General features: G+C 70.5%; 22 protein-coding genes and 1 pseudogene. 10 read left to right on the top strand and 13 right to left on the bottom strand.

Going from position 1 to position 22,321, the window contains the following annotated elements:
* Nucleotides 1-341 precede the first annotated feature (341 nt).
* Nucleotides 342-791: a hypothetical protein gene (locus tag ACZ7DL_RS20785; RefSeq protein WP_470775768.1), complete on the top strand. Its 450-nt coding sequence runs from the start codon at nucleotides 342-344 to the stop codon at nucleotides 789-791.
* A 223-nt stretch (nucleotides 792-1,014) separates the two neighbouring features.
* Here ACZ7DL_RS20785 and ACZ7DL_RS20780 read toward each other — a convergent pair whose 3' ends face one another.
* A complete protein-coding gene (locus tag ACZ7DL_RS20780; protein ID WP_470775766.1) occupies nucleotides 1,015-1,224 on the bottom strand; it encodes a hypothetical protein in 210 nt (69 codons plus the stop codon).
* A gap of 1,373 nt (nucleotides 1,225-2,597) precedes the next feature.
* On the bottom strand, nucleotides 2,598-3,026 hold the full coding sequence (locus ACZ7DL_RS20775) for a MerR family transcriptional regulator (protein ID WP_470775764.1): 429 nt from the start codon (nucleotides 3,024-3,026) through the stop codon (nucleotides 2,598-2,600).
* 98 nt (nucleotides 3,027-3,124) lie between these two features.
* On the opposite strand from ACZ7DL_RS20775, the gene ACZ7DL_RS20770 reads away from it, so the two are divergent.
* On the top strand, nucleotides 3,125-3,913 hold the full coding sequence (locus ACZ7DL_RS20770) for an amidohydrolase family protein (RefSeq protein ID WP_470775763.1): 789 nt from the start codon (nucleotides 3,125-3,127) through the stop codon (nucleotides 3,911-3,913).
* 318 nt (nucleotides 3,914-4,231) lie between these two features.
* Here ACZ7DL_RS20770 and ACZ7DL_RS20765 read toward each other — a convergent pair whose 3' ends face one another.
* Together ACZ7DL_RS20765 and ACZ7DL_RS20760 are read right to left on the bottom strand one after the other, a co-directional pair.
* Nucleotides 4,232-5,206, bottom strand: coding sequence for a magnesium transporter CorA family protein (locus ACZ7DL_RS20765; RefSeq protein WP_470775761.1), 975 nt, complete (start codon nucleotides 5,204-5,206; stop codon nucleotides 4,232-4,234).
* Between the two features lie 155 nt (nucleotides 5,207-5,361).
* Complete coding sequence (locus tag ACZ7DL_RS20760; protein ID WP_470775760.1) at nucleotides 5,362-5,892, bottom strand: DUF5994 family protein; 531 nt, start codon at nucleotides 5,890-5,892, stop codon at nucleotides 5,362-5,364.
* A gap of 277 nt (nucleotides 5,893-6,169) precedes the next feature.
* On the opposite strand from ACZ7DL_RS20760, the gene ACZ7DL_RS20755 reads away from it, so the two are divergent.
* The 5 genes from ACZ7DL_RS20755 (at nucleotide 6,170) to ACZ7DL_RS20735 (ending at nucleotide 8,911) form a co-directional block, all read left to right on the top strand.
* Nucleotides 6,170-6,730 carry a DUF5994 family protein gene (locus ACZ7DL_RS20755; protein WP_470775759.1) on the top strand — a complete coding sequence of 187 codons (561 nt, stop codon included), beginning with the start codon at nucleotides 6,170-6,172 and terminating at the stop codon, nucleotides 6,728-6,730.
* Nucleotides 6,731-6,734: 4 nt separating this feature from the next.
* Nucleotides 6,735-6,959, top strand: coding sequence for a hypothetical protein (locus tag ACZ7DL_RS20750; RefSeq protein ID WP_470775757.1), 225 nt, complete (start codon nucleotides 6,735-6,737; stop codon nucleotides 6,957-6,959).
* A 106-nt stretch (nucleotides 6,960-7,065) separates the two neighbouring features.
* Nucleotides 7,066-7,326, top strand: coding sequence for a hypothetical protein (locus tag ACZ7DL_RS20745; protein WP_470775756.1), 261 nt, complete (start codon nucleotides 7,066-7,068; stop codon nucleotides 7,324-7,326).
* An 85-nt stretch (nucleotides 7,327-7,411) separates the two neighbouring features.
* Nucleotides 7,412-7,684, top strand: a complete 273-nt coding sequence (locus tag ACZ7DL_RS20740) for a hypothetical protein (RefSeq protein WP_470775754.1) — start codon at nucleotides 7,412-7,414, stop codon at nucleotides 7,682-7,684.
* A gap of 486 nt (nucleotides 7,685-8,170) precedes the next feature.
* Nucleotides 8,171-8,911 (top strand): class I SAM-dependent methyltransferase, encoded by a 741-nt coding sequence (locus tag ACZ7DL_RS20735; protein WP_470775752.1) that lies wholly within the window; start codon nucleotides 8,171-8,173, stop codon nucleotides 8,909-8,911.
* Between the two features lie 64 nt (nucleotides 8,912-8,975).
* Here the strand turns inward: ACZ7DL_RS20735 and ACZ7DL_RS20730 are convergent.
* From ACZ7DL_RS20730 to ACZ7DL_RS20705, 6 genes and pseudogenes are all read right to left on the bottom strand, one after another.
* A pseudogene (locus ACZ7DL_RS20730) lies at nucleotides 8,976-9,333 on the bottom strand (transposase); the annotation flags it as partial.
* Nucleotides 9,257-10,744, bottom strand: a complete 1,488-nt coding sequence (locus tag ACZ7DL_RS20725) for a sensor histidine kinase (RefSeq protein WP_470775751.1) — start codon at nucleotides 10,742-10,744, stop codon at nucleotides 9,257-9,259. The gene ACZ7DL_RS20725 and the pseudogene ACZ7DL_RS20730, both read right to left, overlap by 77 nt.
* A complete protein-coding gene (locus ACZ7DL_RS20720) occupies nucleotides 10,741-11,460 on the bottom strand; it encodes a response regulator transcription factor (protein WP_470775750.1) in 720 nt (239 codons plus the stop codon). Before ACZ7DL_RS20720 ends, ACZ7DL_RS20725 begins: the two co-directional genes overlap by 4 nt.
* A gap of 166 nt (nucleotides 11,461-11,626) precedes the next feature.
* Nucleotides 11,627-12,073: a PepSY domain-containing protein gene (locus ACZ7DL_RS20715; protein WP_470775749.1), complete on the bottom strand. Its 447-nt coding sequence runs from the start codon at nucleotides 12,071-12,073 to the stop codon at nucleotides 11,627-11,629.
* Between the two features lie 214 nt (nucleotides 12,074-12,287).
* Nucleotides 12,288-13,025 (bottom strand): flavodoxin family protein, encoded by a 738-nt coding sequence (locus tag ACZ7DL_RS20710; protein WP_470775747.1) that lies wholly within the window; start codon nucleotides 13,023-13,025, stop codon nucleotides 12,288-12,290.
* Nucleotides 13,026-13,170: 145 nt separating this feature from the next.
* Nucleotides 13,171-13,578: a hypothetical protein gene (locus ACZ7DL_RS20705; RefSeq protein ID WP_470775745.1), complete on the bottom strand. Its 408-nt coding sequence runs from the start codon at nucleotides 13,576-13,578 to the stop codon at nucleotides 13,171-13,173.
* Between the two features lie 152 nt (nucleotides 13,579-13,730).
* On the opposite strand from ACZ7DL_RS20705, the gene ACZ7DL_RS20700 reads away from it, so the two are divergent.
* Complete coding sequence (locus ACZ7DL_RS20700) at nucleotides 13,731-15,803, top strand: NAD(+) synthase (protein WP_470775744.1); 2,073 nt, start codon at nucleotides 13,731-13,733, stop codon at nucleotides 15,801-15,803.
* Nucleotides 15,804-15,854: 51 nt separating this feature from the next.
* On the opposite strand, the gene ACZ7DL_RS20695 is transcribed toward ACZ7DL_RS20700, so the two are convergent.
* Both ACZ7DL_RS20695 and ACZ7DL_RS20690 read right to left on the bottom strand, forming a co-directional pair.
* Nucleotides 15,855-16,559: a TIGR03943 family putative permease subunit gene (locus ACZ7DL_RS20695; RefSeq protein WP_470775743.1), complete on the bottom strand. Its 705-nt coding sequence runs from the start codon at nucleotides 16,557-16,559 to the stop codon at nucleotides 15,855-15,857.
* Nucleotides 16,556-17,575, bottom strand: coding sequence for a permease (locus ACZ7DL_RS20690; protein ID WP_470775741.1), 1,020 nt, complete (start codon nucleotides 17,573-17,575; stop codon nucleotides 16,556-16,558). The genes ACZ7DL_RS20695 and ACZ7DL_RS20690 overlap by 4 nt, the downstream gene beginning before the upstream one ends.
* Before the next feature lie 159 nt (nucleotides 17,576-17,734).
* Between ACZ7DL_RS20690 and ACZ7DL_RS20685 the strand changes: the two genes are divergently transcribed.
* Nucleotides 17,735-19,567: a potassium channel family protein gene (locus tag ACZ7DL_RS20685; protein WP_470775785.1), complete on the top strand. Its 1,833-nt coding sequence runs from the start codon at nucleotides 17,735-17,737 to the stop codon at nucleotides 19,565-19,567.
* An 8-nt stretch (nucleotides 19,568-19,575) separates the two neighbouring features.
* Here the strand turns inward: ACZ7DL_RS20685 and ACZ7DL_RS20680 are convergent, their stop codons facing one another.
* Nucleotides 19,576-21,390: a S9 family peptidase gene (locus ACZ7DL_RS20680; RefSeq protein WP_470775739.1), complete on the bottom strand. Its 1,815-nt coding sequence runs from the start codon at nucleotides 21,388-21,390 to the stop codon at nucleotides 19,576-19,578.
* Between the two features lie 83 nt (nucleotides 21,391-21,473).
* On the opposite strand from ACZ7DL_RS20680, the gene ACZ7DL_RS20675 reads away from it, so the two are divergent.
* Nucleotides 21,474-22,313: a class I SAM-dependent methyltransferase gene (locus ACZ7DL_RS20675; protein ID WP_470775737.1), complete on the top strand. Its 840-nt coding sequence runs from the start codon at nucleotides 21,474-21,476 to the stop codon at nucleotides 22,311-22,313.
* Nucleotides 22,314-22,321 lie beyond the last annotated feature (8 nt).

Raw genomic sequence — 22,321 nt, 5'->3', positions numbered from 1 at the left:
AGCGCAGATGACAGGCACTACACCCCAAGCACAACGGCCGCTCCAAGTTGCTTCGGGACGAAGAGGTCGTGGGTTCAAATCCCGCCACCCCGACACAGGTCAAAGGGCCAATCGCATGATCGCGATTGGCCCTTTGTCGTGCTCGGGGGGCCGAACAGGGGGCCAAACGAAGTTGATCAGGCCACCGCGCCGCCCTCGTCCTGCTCCTCCCGAGTCTCCTCGGCCTGCTCCAGGAGACGAGGGGGCAAACCCTGGAGCGTGGTTACGCCATGGGTACCGTGATGCGCTGACGCTCCGCTCACGTCCTTGCCTGGCCAGCCGCAGGGTGGGGAGGATGCCGCATGAACGGGGTCTTCTGGTTGGGGCTCATCCTCGGAGCCCTCCTTGGCGTTGCAGTGGACCTTTGGAAGCGTCCGCTTGACAGGCTGCTTGATCGAAGGTTGGAACATCGAACAGCGGCTCGTACCGAGGCGTTGGTGCGTCAACTTGCGAACGACCGTCCAGCGCTTCGTGACCACATCACCGAGGTCATCCTCCAGACGACGCTAGTCGGCGCCCTTGTCGCACTCTTGAACGGCGTTCTAGCCGCTGTGCTGTTCATGTACACCAGGGCTACCGGCGGGAAGAACACAGTCATCACCACTGTGCTTGCCAGCGCCACCCTGGTCATCGGTGTGATGAGTGCCGGGTACATCGTCCGGCTGGCAGGGGACGCGCTGACAGTCGCTCGCCGTGTCTCCGGAGCGCACCAGGTAGATGCGCCCCCTTCTCCACACGATGGTGAAGTCTAAAGAATCGCCTGATCCGCGGCGTCCTCTACGACAGCCATGCACACGTCCACGATCGCCAGCATCGTAGGGGGTTAGCAGGCAACTCCTGAGAGTAATTTCAACAGCGTCGAGTGCGAACAAGGAGCCGCCCTGCGACTGGTCGAACCGCGGCAGAGACAGTGCCGCACCTCGGTGCAAGACACGGGGCCATTCACGTGACCGCGAATGGCGCCTGTGCCGTCGATCAAGTTACGACGTCGTCGTCCTTGTCCTTCCCTTGCTGATCACCCTCGAAGATCTCATCCATCGCTTCGGCACCCCTCGTGATCACGGGCCGGAGCTGTTTGCGGTAGACCGCCTCTGTCGTCGCCTGGCTGCTGTGGCCGACCAGCAGCGCGATCGTCTCCAGGGGTATGCCATGGTCCCGGCCTGAGTGGACAGGTGTCACTGGCATCGCAGGATCGACCGTTGGGGCTTTTTTCACTAGTCGCGCCGCCCGACTGCAGGCGAATACAGATATGGCGCATGTCAAGGAATCCGTGGAGAGGGACGCTGACGCCGCACGACGCCAGCGTTTCGCCGCGTGGCAGATGCACAAGCGCTCCGTGTACAGCGACCTCCTGGGGGCTGCGCATCTCCCGATGGTGCTAGCCAAGACGCTCGCAGAAACTGGACCGGGATGGTTGCACAAGGCCTCGTGGTCGCGACTCCACCACTACGTGCGAGGCTTACCGAACTTCGAGATGCCCAGTTGCCGCTACCCGCAGACCAGTTCAACGACCTAACAAAAATGATGCAAGTGGATTTGGATACCGAGTCCTGAAAGTGAGTCTGCGGCCAGGCTGAGCGCTCTCCTTGCGGCATGGTGCTGTCGCGCGGGAAGGTGGCGGCTTCGGGCCTGTCGCACGGTGCTGGGTTCGACGGATGGTCGGCGTGGCGTGGTCGGATCGACTTAGCGAGGAATTGCTAATGACCACTGCCCCTCTCACGGTGAGGGCGGACATCGGCGGTGAGTGTCTAACTGAGTCAGGATCCGACGGACAACCGCGGACGAGCGCGGGCCCGAGCGGACCATCCGCGCAGGTGACCGGAACATCACCCCAAAGGCGCAGCGCTAGCTCAGGTACTTGGGGACGAAGGTCACAGGCCACAGCCTTGCCACATCACGCTGCCAGCCACTGTGCAAATCAACTCGTTACAACCCTGATTATGAATGCCTCGTGTGGGTAGCGAACAGAATCCACTTGAGTCAGCCACGGCATTTTGGTTCCACTCCTGCGCGCAAGGGAGCTCCAAACGCTGGCCTGGGTACCCCGCCCCATCGCCGCTTCGTCGTGCACACCTACCGCAAGCCGCACTCGCAAGCGCGGTCCATGCAAAAAGTGAGTGGCTATCTGCCAGACCACCGCGATGACTGAAAACGTCAGCCCCAGAACCGCAATCACGAATGTCGCTGTCCCCGTCCCCATGACCAGAGGGTAGAGCAGCGGGCTCGAAAGCACAGCAGTCACTGAGCCTTGATGGCCCGCGAGGCTCAGTAGCGACCTCCACGCCTGGCATCAACAACGCCGGACGCCACCACGCATGCATGGTCCTACATGCCCGACGCCCCGGCACGATGTCACAGCTGGGTGGGGCACTGACCGAACTCCTAAAGCGGTGCTCACAGAAGCGGCCTACGGCAGTGACGACAGCGCTGACGGCAACAACGGCGGACGGTAACGGCACTCGACAGCCAGCGCGGCACTGGCAAGGTCCCGGCAGGCTGCCCGGAGCCTGGATCGAACTCCTGAAGCGGGTCGCAGGTGCGACTACCTGATCGGAGCGTCAGCGCAGTGGGGGCTCATCCACCAGAGGTGGCGGATGAGCCCCCTCTGACAGCCCCAGGCGTGGCTGTGCCGGGGTGGCTGCACTTTCTGTCGCGGCGATCGTTTCGCGCAGTAGGTCGCGCGCCGTGGCCAGGTCGGCCGCACGACGCTCCAAGGCGTCCAACTGCTCCCGCAGGTGGTCGAGGACGCCAGGACAGGGACGCAGAGTGACGCCGTCGACAGCGCACGGCAGGATCTGGCGGATGACCCGTGTGGGAAGGCCGGCGGCGAGCAGTCCGCGTATCTGCCGAACGGTCTCCACGGTCTCGTCGCCGTATTCGCGGTAGCCGTTGGCGCGTCGGTCCGACCGGATGAGCTCGACGCGCTCGTAGTAACGCAGGAGGCGTTCACCGACTCCGGTACGGCGTGACAGCTCCCCGATCAGCACGCACTCCTCCTTCAGCTTGACCTTCCAACGATGTCAGGGCGCAACGCTGGAGCCGCCGGCCGCATTCCTGGCCGTCCGCTTTCGCATGGAGAGAGAAGATGATCATCGACGCGCACAGCCATGTCCACGATCCGGTCGAGGACCACATCGAGCTGTTGGACGACGCCGGGGTGGACCAGGCGGTGCTCTTCGGCACCCGGCCACACCCGGAACGTGCGACCGACCTCGAATCGCTGCGCCACGAGATGGCCGCACTGGACGAGGCGATCGGCGGCCGGGCCACTGGGATCGAGGGCTACCGGACCGCGTGGCAGGAACTGGACATGGCGCTCGACGCCTACCCGGATCGCTTCATCGGATTCAGGAGCGTGCCGCTCGACCTGGCGCCCCAGCGGATCGCTGAAATGGTCGACCGGGACGTGGTCGGTCGTGGCATGCGGGGAATCGGGGAACTGACGCCGCCACCTGGCCGGGCAGACCTGCTCGAGCCGGTGATGCGGGCGGCGGCAGACCACAGCGGGCTGCCCGTAGTCGTCCACGGATTCGCGCCCACCACGGCGGAAGACCTGCGAACCCTGGCCCGACTGGCGACTGCGCATCCGTCCGTACCTCTGGTGATCAGCCAACTAGGCGGCCTGAACTGGATGGACGCCATCCAGTTGGTCCGAGACACGCCCAGCATGTTCCTGGAGCTGTCCACGGCCAATGTGATCTTCGCTGTTCGTCTGGCCATCCGGGAGATACCGGACCGCACCCTGTTCGGCTCGGACGCCCCGTACGGCGACCCGGTACTCGCCCGCGCCACTGTCGAGCGCGTCACCCGCTCCGGTGAGGTACGCGACCGGGTATTGGGAGGAACAGCAGCCCGGCTTCTCAGGCTCACCTGACACACGCCGGCGGTCGGGTGCCGTACAGCACGGAGTACGGCAATCACCGCAACCCCAGCCGACCGGCGAAGGCCTTCGATGACCCCACGACCAGCGCCCTGGACCGCAATGGCCGTCCAGCCGATAGTTCGGGAGGAAGAGGTCGTGGGTTCAAATCCCGCCACCCCGACGCCGTAGTACCAGGTCAGGGGCCTGATCCACTTAGCGGATCGGGCCCCTGAGTGGTTTGTGGGGTGCTTTTGGGAGCCATCCGGGAGCCGGCTTCGGGAACCGGCCCCCAGGCTCCGTCTGCCGACGAGCGCCCAGGAGCGTGTGCGGTCAGAGCCAGTCCCAGTGCTTGAAAGCGAAGTACAGCGTCAGAGGGACGACGACGATGACGGCGCTGGAAACGATGAAACCCGACTGGTGTCCGAAGCCGGGGTAGGGAAGGTTCTGTCCGTAGAAGCCGGTGATCGCCGTGGGCACCGCGATGATCGCGGCCCAGCTCGTCACCTTCTTCATGATCAAGTTCATCCGGTTCGCCTGCACCGACAAGTTGGTCTCCATCACCGAGGCCACCAGGTCACGCAGCGACTCCGTCCACTCGCCGGCACGCAGCACGTGGTCGTACACATCTCGGTAGTACGGCAGCAAGGGGCCGTCGACGACCTCGAGGTCGGGGCGCATGAGGGCGTTGACGACCTCCCGCATGGGCAGGACCACGCGACGGAGCCGGACCAGTGATTTCCGCAGGGCGTAGGACTGGCGCTGAACGGTCTGGATCTGCCGGCCGCCTTCGGCGAAGAGCATGGCGTCCAGTTCCTCGATACGTTCGTCGAGTTGCCGTACCGCGGCGAAGTGCCCGTCGACGACATGGTCGAGCAGGCCGTGGAGCAGGAACGCGACCCCGTGTGTTGCCAGAGCCGGGGTACGGTCCCAGCGGGCGACCAGCTCGTCGAGGGCGAACGCGGCGTCCTTGCGGACCGTGATCAGCGCCTGCGGCGTGAGGATGACCGCGAGCTCGCTCATCGTCAGTCCCGCGCCGTCCGGGTCGACGGCGACCGCGTAGACACTGAGGAAGTGATGGGTGCGGTAGGTGTCGAGTTTCGCCCGCTGCCCCTCGTGCAGGGCGTCCTCGAGAGCAAGCTCGTGGAGGCCGAGTTCCTCGCCGACCGCCGTGAACTCGGCGCGGTCCGGGCGGTACAGGTCCAACCACACGGTCGTGGACGGGTCCGCCAGATGCTGGGAGATGTCCCGGACCGGGAAGTCCTCCTCGACCAGGGAACCGTCACGGTACAGCCGGGTACGGGCCATGCCGCGCACCCTAACGGCACCAGCGGAACACCGCCGGACGCCACCTCCGGACATCCACTCCGACGGGCGGCACCTCCTCGACCGACGTGAAGTGGGCGCCGCCCGACGGAGACAGCCTCACGGGCGCCGGACCTCCAGATGTCATTCCTCGGGGGTCACTCCTCGGGCTCGTGACGCCCCTCGCCGGTCCGGGGGTCCTCCGCGGGGACCGGGTGTGCCTGATGGGTGCCGGTGTCGATGAGGATCTGTGCGGCATGGGTGACGTTGCCGGCCCGGACGGCCCTGGCCATCGCGGCACGGGCGGCGTCGGGTGTCGCGTGCGGCGGGATCACGAGAAGGGAGAAGTGGTCCCGGTCGCCCCGAGTGATCAGGACCGTGTCATCACCGACCGGGAAGGAGTCGATATGCACGACCTGGTCGTCGATGACCAGGCGCGTGGGAAGTTCATCCCACGCGGTGGCGTCCAGACCGACGCGCGTGATGGGGCCGAGGTGCCCGGTCAGCACGTGGATGAGCTCGGGCAGCTCCGCGCCGATGTCGCGGGAGCGCGGCCACCACGCACCGTCGAGGTTGCCTTCCCGGGATTGTGTCGTCTCCAGCCGCAGAAGGACTGTCCCGGGTTTCGCGGCCCGGTGGATCGCGTCCGGCAGGAGGCCGGGAGCACGAGGGGTGTCGGATTCGGTCATGGTGTGTCCGCCTGTCTGCGGGATCCGGTGTCGCCACCGAACGCGGGACCTCGTCCTCTCACCGTAAATCGTGCCCCGCCGCACCGGCTGCACCCGCCGGCGGTTCCGGACTCGTTTCCTGTCGTGAAATGCCTGCTCACGCGCACGTTCCGGGGCCTCGGAACGGCGTAGAGTGAAAAGACCGGGAGTATTTCGCACACCGGCCGCCATGTCGGTGTCGTTCCCGGCGAGCAACAAGACCGGCCTCCAAGAGGAGGCCCGGGGATAGGTCCGCGTCATGACCGCGACCGTCGTACCTACGATCATCAAAGAGCGCCTGGCTTCGGCGCCGGCCCGGCTGTCCCTGGCCCCGGCCGGCTCGGCTCCAGGTCTCCTGGACGGTGCCTGGTGGCCCCGCTCCCGTGATCTCCTCCGCGAGATCCCCACTCTGACAGACGCGCTGGACGCGTGCTGGGGCCGGATCACCCACGTCACCGTGAACCCGACCCACTGGCCCGTCATCCCGCGCAAGGTCCCCGTCACGGGGCACACGGTGCATGTCGGCTGGTTCGCCGCCGAGCAGGATGCGAACAAGGTGATCCTCCTCTCCTACACGGTGGGCCGCCTGGACCTGCTGGTGATCCCTCCGGAGACGGACCCGGCCGCGGCCGCCCGGCTGATGGCAGCGGCAACCGTTCCGAGAGGTGTCCGCACCGCCAGCGGTCTGATGGCCGACGAGGCCATCAGCCACGACGCGACAGATGCTCAGGGCCGGGAAGAGGAATGGGAGACCGACGGCGGAGCCGCTTCGACAGCCGGAGCCGCGATCGGGATCTTCAGTTCCGCCCTGAAGAGGTGAGGACATGGAGACAGCCGTCACCGTCGCCGTGATCCTCTTCGTGATCATCGCGGGCATCTTCCTGATCCACCGGCTCAACGCGCAGCATGACGAAAGGATCGGCGCGTTCCACTACAGCGACGCCCTACCGGGAATCGGTCGGCGGCCCCGTAGGAGCCCACGTGCCACCGTGCCGAAGCGCCCTGCTGCCGACGCCACACGCCGTGAGCACCGAGAGGGGAGCCGCTGATGACGCAGACCTGCTTCCAGCCAGGGGCGGGTGTGGGGCGACGGCCGTCACACCCACCGGCACGTCGCCCCTGATGTGCGTCGTCCTGAATGAGCAAGGGGTCACCATGAAGTCACCGGAACTGCCGTCGGCCGGGCGCGCGGAGATCCGTATCGTCGCCGCGGACCCGGAGGCGGCTCGCCATGTCGCGGAGGTCCTCCGCCGGTGTTTCGCCGCCACCGAAGCGCGCAGCTACCCCGCAGCTGCCGACGGCGGAACACGCCTCCACCTCACCGTGGACACCACACGCATGGCGGAGCCGGTGCGCTCCTGGCTGTTGACCAGCCAGTCCTCCCGGAACGATCACACACAGCCGGACGAAATCTGAGGAGATGGGCCTCAGTGGGAGGGGAGGAGGACACCGCCTCGGACGTACGGGTTTCCGTCGGTGCCGGCACGAGAGGCGGGCGACCATGGCGACACTGCACGAGCGGGAGCACTACCGCGAGGCGATCATGAAGTCCCTGTACGAGGCCGTCGAAGGCAATCGCCTCCTCGGCCTCACCGGGGCGCAGCTGCGCGAGGACCTCGCCATGCCCGACGAGGACCTGGCCGCCGCCTGCACGTACCTGGCGGCCGAGGGACTGATCCAGGTCGACTGGGCGCGAGGAAACACACCCGCGATGGTCACACTGACGCACCAGGGGATCCGGTTCATGGAGACCCAGGAGAAGGGCAGTGACTGACCCGCCCCAGGGCGCCCTCTGGGCTCCGGCTGGTCATGTCACGGCCATGTCCTCCATATGACCGAAATGGGCTTTCAGGCATATCCTGGTGAGTGGGCCGGTGCACTCTCACGTGCAACGACCCGGAAGGGCGACCCCGGTGTGTATACGCCGGGGTCGTTGCGTGCCGCGAACGCCGTATCCCCCGCCGAGGACGGCGGCCACGACGACACCCAGGTGGCCGCCGCCTACTCGCCCGGCACCGGCCACGACGGCAACGACGCCGCGCTGGTCTGCCGAATGCCGGGAGCCTCCTCGGGCACCACACGGGCCGGCTCGTTACGAAGAGCACGAAGGTGTCCTCGGCTGCCGCACTCCCCACGATCAGGGCGGACGGCTAGGGCTCGTCCGGCGGATCATGGGCCGAGCCAGGGCCGGACCGAGGCGAGGGCCGGCCAGTGCCCTAATCGTGTTGACCGCCCCGGCAGGCAGTGCTGGAGTCGGCACGTGGACAGCATCCCCGCCAACCGGCGGCTCTGGAACCAGATCAGCAGCGCCTACCAGCACAAGCACGACCCGCAAATCGGCGCCTCACCCCGGCTGTGGGGCATGTACTCCATCCCCGACGCGCACCTGCACGCCCTGGGCGACGTCACCGGCAAGCGCGTCCTCGAACTCGGCTGCGGCGCCGGCCAGTGGTCCAGGGCGCTCGCCGCCGAGGGCGCCACCGTGGTCGGGCTCGACCTGTCCGAAGCCCAACTCGCCGCAGCGGCCCGCGCGATGGGAGCGGCCCGCTACCCGCTGGTGCAAGGCGCCGCCGAACAACTCCCCTTCGCCGCCGACAGCTTCGACCTGGTGTTCTGCGACTTCGGTGGGCTCAGCTGGGCGCCCCCGCACCTGGCCGTCCCGCAGGCCGCACGCGTCTTGGGCCGAGGCGGGCGCCTGGTGTTCAACGTCGCCAGCCCATGGTTCGAGGCTTGCTACGACGAAGCCGCCGGCCGCGTGACCACGACGCTGCAGCAGGACTACTTCGGGCTGAACGCCATCGCCGAAGACGACGGCGCGACCAGCTATCAGCTCACCTACGGCGACTGGGTCAGGGTCCTGCGCGGCGCGGGTCTCATCATCGACGACCTCATCGAGCCGCGGCCCGCACTCGGAACACCCAACGGCTACAACGAAACCGACCCGCCCGACTGGGCACACCGCTGGCCGGCGGAACTGCTCTGGGTAGCCCACAAACCGTAAGTACCGCCGCGCCGAGACGTGAAGGCATCCCCTCGCCGGGCACTACTAGGGCCTGCCCGGCTGATCACGGGCGGAGCCAGAGCCGGATCGAGGCGAGGGTGACGGTCCGTGGAAGTGGTAGGCGCGTTTGTCGAAACGTGTGGCCACGGCCGGAAGTTCTTCAACGCGTTGCTCGTCCGCTCCACTTCTTTCCTGCGTTTGTAGATCGTCTTGTCGAAGCCGGCGGGCCGTCCGCCCCTGCTGCCGCGTCTTTTGCGGTGGGCCCGCTGATCTCGGGGCTCGGGAATGGTGTGCTTGATCTGGCGACGTCGCAGGTAGCGGCGGTTGCGCCGGGAGGAATACGCCTTATCGCCGCCCAGGTGGTCGGGCCGGCTGCGCGGATGTCCGCCACCCGGGCGGTGGACACGGATGCGTTCCACAAGATCCGTCGGACGGGCCCTGGCCGTGCAGTTCCTCCACCAGTGATCCACTGCCGCGACGCGACCGCCCACCGGCCACCGGGCGCAAGCGGACGGCGGCGTCCAGGCCGGTGCCCGGAGCCGGGTGCAGGGTGATGTCGCCGCCGGAGGCACGGACGAGGTGGCGGACGATGGGCAGGCCGAGGCCGGTGCCGTCGTGGTGGGAGTCGGAGGCGCGCCAGAAACGGTCGAAGGCACGGGCGCGGTCGGCCTCGGTCATACCGGGGCCCTGGTCGATGATGCGGAGTTCGGCACCGGGCGCGCGGTGGAGCGTGATGGCCGTGCCGGGCGGGGAGACGCGCAGGGCGTTGGCGACCAGGTTGTCGATGATCTGCTCCACCGCCCCGGGGATCGCCCACACCCGGCCGGCGGGGCGGCCGGTGACGGTGAGGGCGACGTACTGCTCGGCGGCCAGCGGCTCCCACATCGCGACCCGGTCGGCGATGACCGCGTCGAGGTCGACCGGCTCGGGTGTGGTGGCGGTGTTCTCCAGGCGGGCCAGGGCGAGGAGGCCCTGCACCATACGGCTGAGGCGCTCCACCTCGCCGACGGCCTCCTCCAGGCTGCCGTGGGCGTGTGGGTCGAGGTGGGGCTCGAAGTTCTCCAGGTGCAGCCGGAGCGCCGTCAGCGGGGTTTTCAGCTGGTGGGAGGCTTCGGACGCGAACGCCTGCTGAGCGTGCAGGAGTTGCTGCAGCCGGGTGGCCGTTCGGGTGAAGGAGGCGGCGAGACTGCGCAGTTCGGGTGGGCCGGTGGTGGCGTCCGGCGGATTGGTGAGCCGGCCCTCCGCCAGCTGGGCGGTGGCGGCCTCCAGCGTGCGCAGGGGGCGGGTGATCCAGCGGGCGAGGGTGAAGGCGACCAGGGCGACGGCCGCCAGGATGCAGGCTCCGGCCATGGCGAGGACGCCCCAGATGCGGTGCACGCGGGCGCTGACCCCGGCCGTCGGGTAGGTCAGGCGCAGGGTGCCCCGGACCTTGGTGCCGGAGGAGCCCGGCATGGTGGCCGACAGCGCGTCGTCCCCGGTGGCCACGGTCGGCTGGTTGCGCAGGGCACGGGCGATGTCCGGCTGCGCGGCGATGCTGATTCCGGTACGGCCGGACGGGTCGGAGTCGGCCAGGACGACGCCCTCCTTGTCGGTGACGACGACGCGGCCGCCGGTGCGGGCGGCGTAGTCGCCGACGACGTCGGGCAGTGCCGCGAGGTTGCCCTTCTCGATGTTCTCCTCGGTGACCTCGGCGAGCATCGAGGCGTCGCGTTCGACGCTCTGAGAGACGCGCGAGCTCTCTCCACGTGCGTAGATCCAGCCGAGCGGGAGCTCCAGCCCGGTCAGCACGAGCATCGCCAGGCCCAGGTAGCTGAGCAGCAGGCGCCGGGTCATCCGGACGCCCCGGACGGCGGGCCGGGAACGGTGAGGCGGAAGCCGACACCGCGAGCCGTGGTGATCCAGGCCGGGTCGCCGAGCTTGCGGCGCAGAGCGGCGACGTGGGCGTCGAGGGTCTTGGTGGGTCCGAAGAAGTGCGGGTCCCACACCGTGTCCATGATCTGCTGCCGTGAACAGACCGTGCCCGGGTCCTCGGCAAGGTGGGCGAGCAGATCGAACTCGCGTGGCGTGAGGGGTATTTCGGCGCCGGCGAGGTGGACCTGGCGGGTCCGGCGGTTGATCTCCAGGGGGCCGAGCCGCTGCGGCGCCGGGGCTCCGGACCCCACCGGGTGCCCCGGCACGGGGAAGGGCAGTGCACCGCTGGTGCGGCGGGTGACCGCGCGGATGCGCGCCACCAGTTCCCGTACGCCGAAGGGCTTGGCGAGGTAGTCGTCGGCGCCCAGCTCGAGTCCGACGATGCGGTCGGCCTCCTCGCCCCGAGCGGTGATCATGATGATCGGTACGGCGGAGCGTGCGCGCAGGCTGCGGCAGACGTCGAGGCCGTCCATGTCGGGCAGGCCGAGGTCGAGCAGCACCAGGTCCGGGGAGCCTTCGGTGCCGGCGAGTCCGGCGGCACCGGTGCGGACGTGGTCCACCGTGAAGCCGTACCGTCCGAGTCCTTCGGTGAGGGGGCCGGCGATTCGGTCGTCGTCTTCGATGAGCAGGAGCCGCATGGCGCAAGGCTCGCACAGCTGTGCCAGGGGAGTCGGGGTGTTCACGGGAAGCCGCCTGGGGCGTGGGAGACGTACGGGACGGTGAGCCGGCGCAGGGATCCGCCGCAGCGGCCTCCGGTTCCGGCGCGGCACCTGTATCTCTGCCCCGGCCGGCCGCCCGCGACGGTCAACCGGCGTTCTCCTTCTCCTCGGCGCCCTCCTGCTCCTCGGTGCCTTCCCGCTTGGTGCCGGTGACCTTGAAGGACTTGTCCAGGTACACCTCCACCGAGGTGCCGTCCGCCTTCTTCACCTCCACCGCGTACATGCCGGGCTTCTCCGTGTCCTCCTCGGACTTGACGACCGTGCCCGGGTACGCGGCGAGCGCAGCGGCCTCGGCCTTCTGCTTGATGTCGCCGGTCAGCGGTGGTTCCTTCTTGTCGTCGGTGTCACCGGCGGCGTCGTCCGCCGCATCGGCACCGCCCGCGCTCTGTGCGGCCTGCCGGCTGTCCGGCGTCGAACTGCCGGAGCCGGAGCCGGCGCCGGAGTCAGAGGAACCGCCACCGCAGGCGGCAAGGGCGAACATCAGCACGGCGGCGGGAGCGGCGAGAAGGGCACGACGGGGCAGGGCACGCATGAACTCGTCTCCGGATGTCGGGGGTTCGGCGATCCGGAAGCCGGACCGCCGGGGACGGCAACGACCCTAGGAAGACGATGCAGAGAGCCGGCCCAGCAGACGGAGAGCAGAAGCCCAGCAGATGTCCAAAGTTGTGCCACCGATGCCGGCGGACGGTGAACCGGCGCGGCCCGGTCGGTGGTTCACGGCGCGGCCGCCCCAGCCGCTGACGCTCCTACCGGTGCTCGGGGTTCTCGTAGTCGTGGCGGCAGCCGGCGTCCCAGGCGGTGCGCTGGTTGCCGTAGGCGGGGATGCCGCCGAGGTCCTTCAACGCCCGGGCCAGGTGGAGCAGGTTCCAGGTCATGAAGGTGGTGTTGCGGTTGGTGAAGTCGTTCTCCGGGCCGCCCGAGCCGGGGTCGAGGTACGAGGGCCCGGGACCCGCCTCGCCGATCCATCCGGCGTCCGCCTGGGGCGGGATGGTGTACCCCAGGTGCTGAAGGCTGTAGAGGACGTTCATGGCGCAGTGCTTGACGCCGTCCTCGTTGCCGGTGATCAGGCAGCCGCCGACGCGGCCGTAATAGGCGTACTGCCCGGCCTCGTTGAGCAGGCTGGAGCAGGCGTAGAGGCGCTCGATCACCTGCTTCGTCACCGAGCTGTTGTCGCCCAGCCAGATGGGGCCGGCCAGCACGAGGATGTCGGCCGCCATCACCTGCCGGTACAGGTCCGGCCACGCGTCCGTCTCCCAGCCGTGCTCCCTCATGTCGGGCCACACGCCGGTGGCGATGTCGTGGTCGACCGCTCGTACGACATCGACGTGCACACCCTGCGCGTCCATGATGGCGGTGCTCCGGTCGATCAGGCCCTGAGTGTTGCTCGTCTCCGGCGAGCGCTTGAGCGTGCAGTTGATCACCAGCGCACGCAGGTCGTCGTACTGGGCCGGCGGTGTGTCGGTGCCGGGAGACGGAGCGGGCACACGGTCCTCCAGAATCCTGCCGCCGCACGGTGCGGCGAGTCGTCCACGTCCGCGTCCAGCCTGTGTTCCGTCCGTGGAAGGCGCCACCACAGCACCTCCGAATGGCCCCTTCCAGGGTGCCGGTGACCGGCTGCGACGCCCCGGTTCAGCGCCTGGCGACCCCGGCGCGGCCTCGCCTCGCGAGCGCGATCACCCCGGAGACGGCGGCCGTCGCGGCCAGGCTGCCGACCATGACCAGGCCCACGCCGATCACGAACAGGCCGCTGGAGTCGTCCGACCAGTCGACGTAGGCCGCGGCCGTCAGGCCGACGGTGGTGCCGAGGACGGCGCTCGCGGCGTGCCCCTTGGAGGTGGCCCAGTACACCGGTACCAGCAGGGTGAGGACCAGCCCGATCACCTGCCACCCCTCGTACGGGCCCGTCGTCGTGCCGTCCGGCTGCACGTCCCGCTGCTGGTCCCAGCCCAGCCAGGCCGCCCAGGCCAGCGGCGCGACGACGACCGGCGCGAGCAGCGGCAGCATCCGGAGCACGGGGTTCATCAGTCCTTGGCGCATGGCCTCAGCTTTCCGCCTCGCGCCGGCTCCGGCCAGAGCGGAAATACTCAGCCGCGCCCGAGTATGCGCGGCCGGGTCCGGGGTGGCCCGGGGCCGGGATCTAGGCTTTCTCCTGGAGGAGATCTCGCTTCGTCTGTGCGGTCTGTTGAATCATGAAGGAAGCCACGTTGAACTTCTGGTCGATCTATCAGCACGGCTTCGCGCGCATCGCCGCGTGCACGGGCCACACCGTCATCGCCGACCCGCAGGCCAACGCCGAGGCGGTGCTGCGCCAGGCACGCCGGTGCGCGGACGAGGGTGTCGCCGTCGCCGTCTTCCCGGAACTGGGTCTCACCGGCTACTCGATCGAGGACCTGCTGCTCCAGGACGCGCTGCTCGACCAGGTCGAGGCGGCCGTCGGGACCATCGTGGCCGGGTCGGCGGAGCTGCTTCCGGTGCTGGTGGTCGGCGCCCCGCTGCGCCACCGCCACCGGATCTACAACTGCGCGCTGATCATCCACCGGGGCCGCGTCCTCGGTGTCGTACCGAAGTCGTACCCGCCCACCTACCGGGAGTTCTACGAGCGCCGGCAGATCGCCGACGGCCACGACGAGCGGGGCGGCACCATCCGGGTCGCCGGCGCCGAGGTGCCGTTCGGCGTGGACCTGCTGTTCGCGGCCGCGGACGTGCCCGGACTCGTGCTGCACACGGAGATCTGCGAGGACATGTGGGTGCCGGTGCCGCCGAGCGCGGAGGCCGCCCTCGCCGGCGCGACCGTGCTGGTCAACCTCTCCGGCAGCCCGATCACGGTCGGCCGGGCCGAGGACCGCAGGCTGCTGTGCCGCTCGGCGTCCTCCCGCTGCCTCGCCGCGTACGTCTACGCGGCCGCCGGACTGGGCGAGTCGACCACCGACCTGTCCTGGGACGGGCAGACCATGATCTACGAGAACGGGGTGCTGCTCGCCGAGACCGACCGCTTCCCGCTGGGCGACCAGTACGCGGTGGCCGACGTGGACCTCGACCTGCTGCGGCAGGAGCGGCAGCGGATGGGCACCTTCGACGACAACCGCCGGGCCCACGCGGCGCGGACCGGCGACTTCCGGACGGTGTCCTTCGAGCTGGACCCACCGGTCACCGACCTCGGGCTGCGCCGGCGCGTCGAGCGGTTCCCGTTCGTGCCCGCCGACCCCGACCGGCTCGCCCTGGACTGCTACGAGGCCTACAACATCCAGGTCGCCGGGCTCCAGCAGCGGCTGGCGGCGATCGGCGGACCCAAGGTCGTCATCGGCGTGTCCGGCGGCCTCGACTCCACGCACGCGCTGATCGTCGCCGCCCGCGCGATGGACCGCGCGGGCCGGCCGCGCAGCGACATCCTGGCCTTCACCCTGCCGGGCTTCGCCACCAGCGACCACACCAAGGACAACGCGCACAAACTGATGCGCTCGCTCGGTGTCACCGCCGCCGAGCTGGACATCACGCCGACCGCACGGCTGATGCTGCAGGAGATCGGCCACCCGTTCGCCTCCGGCGAGCCCGTGTACGACGTCACCTTCGAGAACGTCCAGGCCGGCCTGCGCACGGACTATCTGTTCCGGCTGGCCAACCAGCGCGGCGGCATCGTCCTCGGCACCGGCGACCTCTCCGAGCTGGCGCTCGGCTGGTCCACGTACGGCGTCGGCGACCAGATGAGCCACTACAACGTCAACTCCGGCGTGCCGAAGACCTTCATCCAGCACCTGATCCGCTGGGTCATCGGCAGCGGCCAGTTCGACGACGAGACCGGCAAGATCCTCGCCGCGATCCTGGACACCGAGATCAGCCCGGAGCTGGTGCCGGGCGAGGAGATGCAGTCGACCGAGTCGAAGATCGGCCCGTACGCACTGCACGACTTCACCCTCTTCCAGGTGCTGCGCTACGGCTTCCGGCCCTCGAAGATCGCCTTCCTGGCCTGGCACGCCTGGCACGACAAGGAGGCCGGCGCCTGGCCGCCCGGCTTCCCCGAGGCCAAGCGGGTCACCTACGACCTGGCCGAGATCCGGCACTGGCTGGAGGTGTTCTGCCGCCGCTTCTTCGCGTTCTCCCAGTTCAAGCGCTCGGCCATGCCGAACGGGCCGAAGGTCTCGGCGGGCGGCTCCCTCTCCCCGCGCGGCGACTGGCGCGCCCCGTCGGACGGCAACGCGGAGGCGTGGCTCAGGGACCTCAGCCGCTTCGACTGGCCGGAGGCGGAGGTGCAGGCGCAGGCGTAGTGCCCCGAAGGGGTGCGGCGGCTCCGCCGCCCGCCGTGTCCGGGCGCCCGCTCAGTTGTTCCAGGTCTCGTCGTACGGGTCGCGCGGCACCGGGACCGGGCGGGCGGAGGTGACGTTCAGATACGGGACCGGGCCGCCGTTGACCGGGTCGCGGGCCAGCCGGGGGGTGTAGGTGCCCGTCACCTCCAGCCAGGCGTCCGGGCGGAGGACCGGCGGCAGCGTCCCGGTCAGCGCGATCTTCACCGGCTGGGCGTCCGCCGCGCAGCAGTTGAGGGCCATGCGGACCAGGTAGGCGCGGCCCGCGTGATCCAGCGCGAGAAAGCCGGTGACCCGGACGGGACGGCCGTGCAGCGAGCGGCCGTGGCCGTAGGCCGCGCGGGAGGCGTAGTCGACGACGGAGAGCGGGACCGGATCGCCGGTGGGCAACGGACCGTAGGCGTACGGCTTCTGGAGGGCCGTACCGGTGCGCAGGGCGCTGTACGAGCCGAGGGCCGGCGGGGCGACCAGGATCAGGGCGAGCAGCGGGAGCAGCAGCAGCCAGGCGACTCGGGGTTCGGGGTGCGCGTGCCCCGGCCGGCCCCGGCGGCGCTCGTACCAGACCGTCGCCAGGGCCGCCGCGAGCAGGACCGCGCCCGAGGCCAGCAGCAGCGGGCGCAGGCCCGCCTTGACGTACCGCAGATACAGGTCGGTGGTGCCCGCGTGCAGCAGCGCCCCGCCGAGCAGGAACAGGACGGCCGCCTGGGCCTGGCGGTTCACAGCAGCACCGCCCCGGTCAGCACGGCGCCCGCGACGGCCAGCGCGAAGGTCGCGGGCGCGAAACGGAACGCGAAGCCACGGCCGAAGGTGCCGGCCTGCATCGCGAACAGCTTGAGGTCGATCATCGGGCCCACCACCAGGAACACCAGCTTGGCCGTCGGGGAGAACTGGGTGAGGGAGGCCGCGACGAACGCGTCCGCCTCCGAGCAGATGGACAGCAGAACGGCCAGCACGGCGAGGGCGAGCACCGAGAACACCGGCTCGCCGGCCGCCACCCGCAGCCAGTCCGCCGGAACCGCCGCCTTCAGCGTGGCCGCGGCCATCGCACCGAGCACCAGGAAACCGCCGGCGTGCAGGACGTCGTGCCGGACCGAACCCCAGAACGCCTCGCCCTTGGACGCGCCCTCGTGCCCGCCGTGGACCGGCGGGCGCAGCCAGTCCGTACGGCCCAGCCGCTGCCACAGCCAGCCCATCGCACAGGCCACCAGCAGGCTCGCCAGGAACCGGGCCAGGACCATCTCCGGGTGCCCGGGGAAGGCGACCGCGGTGGCGGTCAGCACCACCGGGTTGATCGCGGGTGCGGAGAGGAGGAAGGCGAGCGCGGCGGCCGGGGCCACCCCCCGGCGGACCAGGGCGCCTGCCACCGGCACCGACGCGCACTCGCAGCCCGGCAGCACCGCGCCCGCGACCCCTGCCACGGGCACGGCGAGGGCGGCCCGGCGCGGCAGGGCGCGCGCGAAGAACGACGCCGGGACGTACACCGCGATCGCCGCCGACAGCAGCACGCCGAGCACCAGGAAGGGCAGCGCCTGGACGGTCACCGCCACGAACACCGTCATCCAGCTCTGCATCGGCGCGGTGCCGAGCAGGCCGCGGATCGGGGACTGGGCGAGCACGGCCAGGACCAGCGTCAGCGTCAGCACCAGCGGGGAACTGAGCCGCCGGCCCGGACCGCCCGGCGGGGGCTCGGAATGCCCTACGTCCGCGCCGGGCGGGGCGTCTTCGGTGATGGCCACGGGTGGTTACCTCCGGCTGCTGCTCTCCCTCCCCATCAGTACGCGAGCCGTCGCACGGGCGTTCAGGCCGTTGCTGGAACCACGCATCTCCTTGGGGCACTCTTTCCCCTTGTGGCGAGCGTTCCGTACCAAGGGGGGCCGGGGGCCCCGCCGGCGCACATGGTGGTGTGCGGCGACGACGGGCTCGCGCACCGGCTGGCGGCCGAGTTGCGCGGGGTCTACGGCGAGCAGGTGACGCTCGTCGTGCCGCCGAACGGGCGCACCGCCCGGCCGCCGGTGGTCGGCCGGGCCCGGGCCGCGTCGGCGGCACTGTTCGACCGCATGGTCAGCGCCGCGGTGGGCGGCCGGGCCGGCGGCGCCGGGCAGCCCTCCGGCACCTCCCCCGGCCAACGCCCCGACCTGGAGGGCGTGTTGGAGGCGGCCGAGCCGACCGAGGCGGTGCTCGCCGAGGCCGGGGTGGCCCGGGCCGCCGCGCTGGCCCTCGTGTACGACGACGACGAGACCAACATCCGCGCCGCCCTGACCGCCCGCCGGCTCAACCCCCGGCTCCGGCTCGTCCTCCGCCTCTACAACCGGCGATTGGGCCAGCACATCGAGGAACTCCTCGACCAGGCGGCCGCGTTGGCCGCCGGGGACGACGAGGGCGGCGCGGCCGCCGGTGCCGAGACCTCCACGACCGTGCTGTCCGACGCCGACACCGCCGCGCCCGCGCTGGCCGCGACCGCCGTGACCGGCACCAACAGGGTCGTCCAGACCGAGAGCCTGCTGCTGCGGGCCGTGGAACGGCCGCTGCCCGCGGACGGGCCCGGCGCCGGACTGTGCACCCTCGCCCTGCTGTCGGGCGGCGACCCGGCCGGCACCGACGGCCCGGACGGCGGCGGGGAGCAGCAGCCGCACCTGCTGCCCGACGACGAGCAGGTACGGCGTGCCGCCGGGCGGCAGGCCGTGGTGCTGGAACAGGTCTCCGCCGCGGCCGGCGCGGAGTCCGCCGCGCCCGGCGGCCGCGGGCTGACCGGCGTACTGCCCCTCGCCTCCCTGTTCTCCCGGCGGCTGCGCTGGTCCCTGGCCGTCCTGGTCGGCTGTGTGGTCGGGCTCGCCGTCGCCCTGTGGCTGGTGACCGGCATCCATCCGCTGCGGGCGTTCTACGTCACGCTCCTCGACCTGTTCGCGATCGACGACCCCGCCCTCGGCGCGCCCCTGGGCCGCCAGCTCCTCCAGCTCCTCTCCGCGCTCGTCGGACTGCTGCTCCTGCCGGTGCTGCTGGCCGCCGCGCTGGAGGCGCTCGGCACCTTCCGCACCGCCTCCACCCTGCGCAAGCCGCCCCGCGGGCTGAACGGGCATGTCGTGCTGCTCGGGCTCGGCAAGATCGGCACCCGGGTGCTGACCCGGCTGCGGGAGCTGAACATCCCCGTGGTGTGCGTCGAGTCCGACCCGGAGGCACGGGGGCTCGCCACCGCGCGGCGGCTACGGGTGCCGGTGGTGCTCGGGGACGTCACCCAGGAAGGCGTCCTGGAGTCCGCCCAGATCCACCGGGCCCAGACCCTGCTCGCGGTGACCAGCGCCGACACCACGAATCTGGAGGCCGTGCTGTACGCGCGTACCCTGCGGCCCGATCTGCGCGTGGTGCTGCGGCTGTACGACGACGACTTCGCCACCGCCGTGTACCGCACCCTCCGGGCCGCGTACCCGCACGCGCTGACCCGCAGCCGGAGCGTCACCCACCTGGCCGCGCCCGCCTTCGCCGGGGCGATGCTCGGACGGCAGGTGCTGGGAGCCGTCGCCGTGGAGCGGCGGGTGCTGCTGTTCGCCGCGGTGGACGTGGACGGGCATCCCCAGCTGGAGGGCCGCACCGTGGCGGAGGCGTTCCGGTCCGGCGCCTGGCGGGTACTGGCGCTGGAGGGCCGGACCGGCACGCCTTCCGATCACGTCCTGGAGAAGGGGGACCGGGTGGTGGTCGCCGCCACTCGTCGGGGGCTCGCGGAGCTGCGCTGACCGGAGAGCTAGACGGACAGGTGCCTGGCCGCGAACTCCATTTCCAGTCTCACCTGCTTGATCCGCTCGTCCACCACCAGTGAGCCGTGACCGGCGTCGTAGCGGTAGACCTCGTGGATCGCGCCGCGGGACTCCAGTCTCTTGACGTAGTTGTCGATCTGGCGGATCGGGCAGCGGGGGTCGTTGACGCCCGCCGAGATGTAGACCGGGGCCTTGACCTGGTCGACGTAGGTCAGCGGGGAGGACGCCTCGAAGCGCTCGGGGACCTCCTCCGGGGTGCCGCCCAGCAGGGTGCGGTCCATGGCCTTCAGGGCCTCCATCTCGTCGTGGTACGCCGTGACGTAGTCCGCGACCGGCACCACGGCGATGCCCACCGCCCAGGACTCCGGCTGGGTGCCGACGCCGAGCAGGGTGAGGTAGCCGCCCCAGGAGGCGCCGGTGAGGATCAGGCGGGCGGGGTCGGCGAGGCCGGAGGCGACCGCCCAGTCGCGGACCGCGGCCACGTCCTCCAGCTCGATCAGACCGACCCGGTGCTTGAGGGCGTCCGTCCAGGCGCGGCCGTAGCCGGTGGAGCCGCGGTAGTTGATGCGGATCACCGCGTATCCCTGGTCGACCCAGGCGGCCGGACCCGCCGCGAAGGAGTCGCTGTCGTGCCAGGTCGGGCCGCCGTGCAGGTCGAAGACGGTGGGGAGGGGGCCCGTGGCGCCCGCCGGCTTCTGGATCAGGGCGTGGATGCGGCCGCCGGGGCCCTCCACCCAGACGTCCTGCACCGGCACCGAGGGCGGGCAGGCCATGCCGGGAGGGTCCAGCACCACTCCGCCGGCCGTGGAGCGCACCGCCGGGGGCTCGGCGGCCGACGACCACAGGTACTCCACGCTGCCGTCGGGGCGGGCCGTCGCGCCGGAGACCGTGCCGGGCGGGGTGGGGATGGGGGTCAGCTCGCGGGTCGCCACGTCGTACCGGAACAGCTCGCTGCGGGCCTCGAAGCCGTGCACGATGAGCAGGGCCGAGCCGTCCGGATACCACTCGGCGCTGACGTCACCGGCCAGGTCCAGCGCCAGGTCCGTCTCCTCGCCCGTCGCCACGTCCCACACCAGCGGCTCCCAGCGGCCGCGGCGCTGGTGGCCGATGAGCAGCCGGGTGTCACCGTCCACCGGGGCGAAGCCCAGCACCTCCAGGCCCAGCTCCTCGGTGCCGCCCTCGGTGTCGTCCAGCTCGGCGACCGTGGTGCCGTCCGGGCGCAGGACGCGCAGCGCCGCGTGCATGGCGTCACCGTGCTCGGTGTGCTCGACGGCGATCAGGGTGCCGTCGTGCGAGAGGTCGCCGACGCCCGCCGACTCGCGGTGCCGGTAGATCTCCACCGGGTCCGCGCCCTGGCGCGCGAGGTGGATGGTCGTGCCGTCCTCGTCCGTGGAGCGGCCGACGACCGCCGTGCGGCCGTCGCGGGAGAGGGCGAGGCCGGCCGGGTACGAGGGGGCGAGACCGGGCACCGCCGGCTCGTCCGGCCCGCCCGTGAAGGGCTGGCGGCGCCAGATCCCGAACTCGTCGCCGTCCTTGTCGTCGAACCACCAGATCCACGCGCCGTCCGGGGAGAGCACGCCGTCCGTCGTGCCGTTCGGCCGGTGCGTCGCCTGCCGCTGCTCGCCGGTCGCCCGGTCCCAGGCATACAGCTCGTACGTCCCCGTCGCGTTCGACACGAACAGGGAGCGGTCCGGTGCGTCCTCCGCCCAATCGGGCAGCGACACCCGCGGCGCCCGGAAGCGCTTCTCCCAGTCCGGCATGTCCGGTGTGTGCTGCGTGCTCGACGTACTGCTCTCACTCATGGCCCCAGTCATGCGCCCATATTGCCTGGCCGGGCCGATAATTGGGTGGCGGGTGTGCGCAGCCTGTGGATAACTTCCGGACCATGAGCGTTTCCGTCACCTCCACCTCCGTTCCCGAAGGCTGGCGCGAGGACAATCGGGCCATGTGGGACGAGCGGGTTCCCGTCCATGTCGCCGGTTCGTTCTACGACCTCGACGGCTTCCGCACCCGCCGGGACGACCTGCGCGACTTCGAGAGGGCGGAGGTCGGGGACGTCACCGGGAAGTCGCTGCTTCACCTCCAGTGCCACATCGGCACCGACACCCTCTCCTGGGCGCACCGCGGCGCCGCCCGCGTCGTCGGCCTGGACTTCTCCGTCCCCGCCGTGGAGGCGGCCCGCACCCTCGCGGCCGAGCTCGGCTACGGCCCCGAGCGGGCGGCCTTCGTCACCGGCGACGTGTACGACGCGGCCGAGGCCGTGCCCGAGCCGTCGTACGACATCGTCTACACCGGGCTCGGTGCCCTGTGCTGGCTGCCGGACATCCGGCGCTGGGCGGAGACGGCCGCGTCCCTGGTCGCCCCCGGCGGCTTCCTCTACCTCGCCGAGTTCCATCCGCTCACCGAGGCCCTGGACGACGAGACCGGCACCCGGATCGTGCGCGACTACTTCTCCCGGGACGCACAGGTGTGGAACGAGCCGGGCACCTACGCCGACCAGGACGCCGTCACCGTCCACAACCGCAGTGTGGAGTGGCAGCACACGCTCGGGGACGTCGTCTCCGCGCTCGCCGCGACGGGGCTGCGCATCGAGTTCCTGCACGAGCACGACGTGTCGGTCTTCCCGCGGTTCGGGAACTTCGAGGTGCGGGACGGCTACCACCGCTTCCCGGCCGGCCATCCGCGCATCCCGCTGATCTACTCGCTGAAGGCGAGCAAGGACTGACCCGCGGC

The sequence above is a fragment of the Streptomyces sp. NPDC036984 genome, assembly GCF_055607665.1.
This window is presented reverse-complemented; position numbering and strand designations above follow the sequence as displayed.

What these genes read in the sequence shown, in the direction of transcription:
- ACZ7DL_RS20680 (WP_470775739.1), bottom strand. Translation starts at nt 21,390, where the DNA reads ATGAGTGAGAGCAGTACGTCGAGCACGCAGCACACACCGGACATGCCG.
- ACZ7DL_RS20745 (WP_470775756.1), top strand. Translation starts at nt 7,066, where the DNA reads ATGAAGTCACCGGAACTGCCGTCGGCCGGGCGCGCGGAGATCCGTATC.
- ACZ7DL_RS20750 (WP_470775757.1), top strand. Translation starts at nt 6,735, where the DNA reads ATGGAGACAGCCGTCACCGTCGCCGTGATCCTCTTCGTGATCATCGCG.
- ACZ7DL_RS20720 (WP_470775750.1), bottom strand. Translation starts at nt 11,460, where the DNA reads ATGCGGCTCCTGCTCATCGAAGACGACGACCGAATCGCCGGCCCCCTC.
- ACZ7DL_RS20740 (WP_470775754.1), top strand. Translation starts at nt 7,412, where the DNA reads ATGGCGACACTGCACGAGCGGGAGCACTACCGCGAGGCGATCATGAAG.
- ACZ7DL_RS20725 (WP_470775751.1), bottom strand. Translation starts at nt 10,744, where the DNA reads ATGACCCGGCGCCTGCTGCTCAGCTACCTGGGCCTGGCGATGCTCGTG.
- ACZ7DL_RS20760 (WP_470775760.1), bottom strand. Translation starts at nt 5,892, where the DNA reads ATGACCGAATCCGACACCCCTCGTGCTCCCGGCCTCCTGCCGGACGCG.
- ACZ7DL_RS20765 (WP_470775761.1), bottom strand. Translation starts at nt 5,206, where the DNA reads ATGGCCCGTACCCGGCTGTACCGTGACGGTTCCCTGGTCGAGGAGGAC.
- ACZ7DL_RS20770 (WP_470775763.1), top strand. Translation starts at nt 3,125, where the DNA reads ATGATCATCGACGCGCACAGCCATGTCCACGATCCGGTCGAGGACCAC.
- ACZ7DL_RS20685 (WP_470775785.1), top strand. Translation starts at nt 17,735, where the DNA reads ATGGTGGTGTGCGGCGACGACGGGCTCGCGCACCGGCTGGCGGCCGAG.
- ACZ7DL_RS20705 (WP_470775745.1), bottom strand. Translation starts at nt 13,578, where the DNA reads ATGCGCCAAGGACTGATGAACCCCGTGCTCCGGATGCTGCCGCTGCTC.
- ACZ7DL_RS20700 (WP_470775744.1), top strand. Translation starts at nt 13,731, where the DNA reads ATGAAGGAAGCCACGTTGAACTTCTGGTCGATCTATCAGCACGGCTTC.
- ACZ7DL_RS20755 (WP_470775759.1), top strand. Translation starts at nt 6,170, where the DNA reads ATGACCGCGACCGTCGTACCTACGATCATCAAAGAGCGCCTGGCTTCG.
- ACZ7DL_RS20675 (WP_470775737.1), top strand. Translation starts at nt 21,474, where the DNA reads ATGAGCGTTTCCGTCACCTCCACCTCCGTTCCCGAAGGCTGGCGCGAG.
- ACZ7DL_RS20715 (WP_470775749.1), bottom strand. Translation starts at nt 12,073, where the DNA reads ATGCGTGCCCTGCCCCGTCGTGCCCTTCTCGCCGCTCCCGCCGCCGTG.
- ACZ7DL_RS20780 (WP_470775766.1), bottom strand. Translation starts at nt 1,224, where the DNA reads ATGCCAGTGACACCTGTCCACTCAGGCCGGGACCATGGCATACCCCTG.
- ACZ7DL_RS20785 (WP_470775768.1), top strand. Translation starts at nt 342, where the DNA reads ATGAACGGGGTCTTCTGGTTGGGGCTCATCCTCGGAGCCCTCCTTGGC.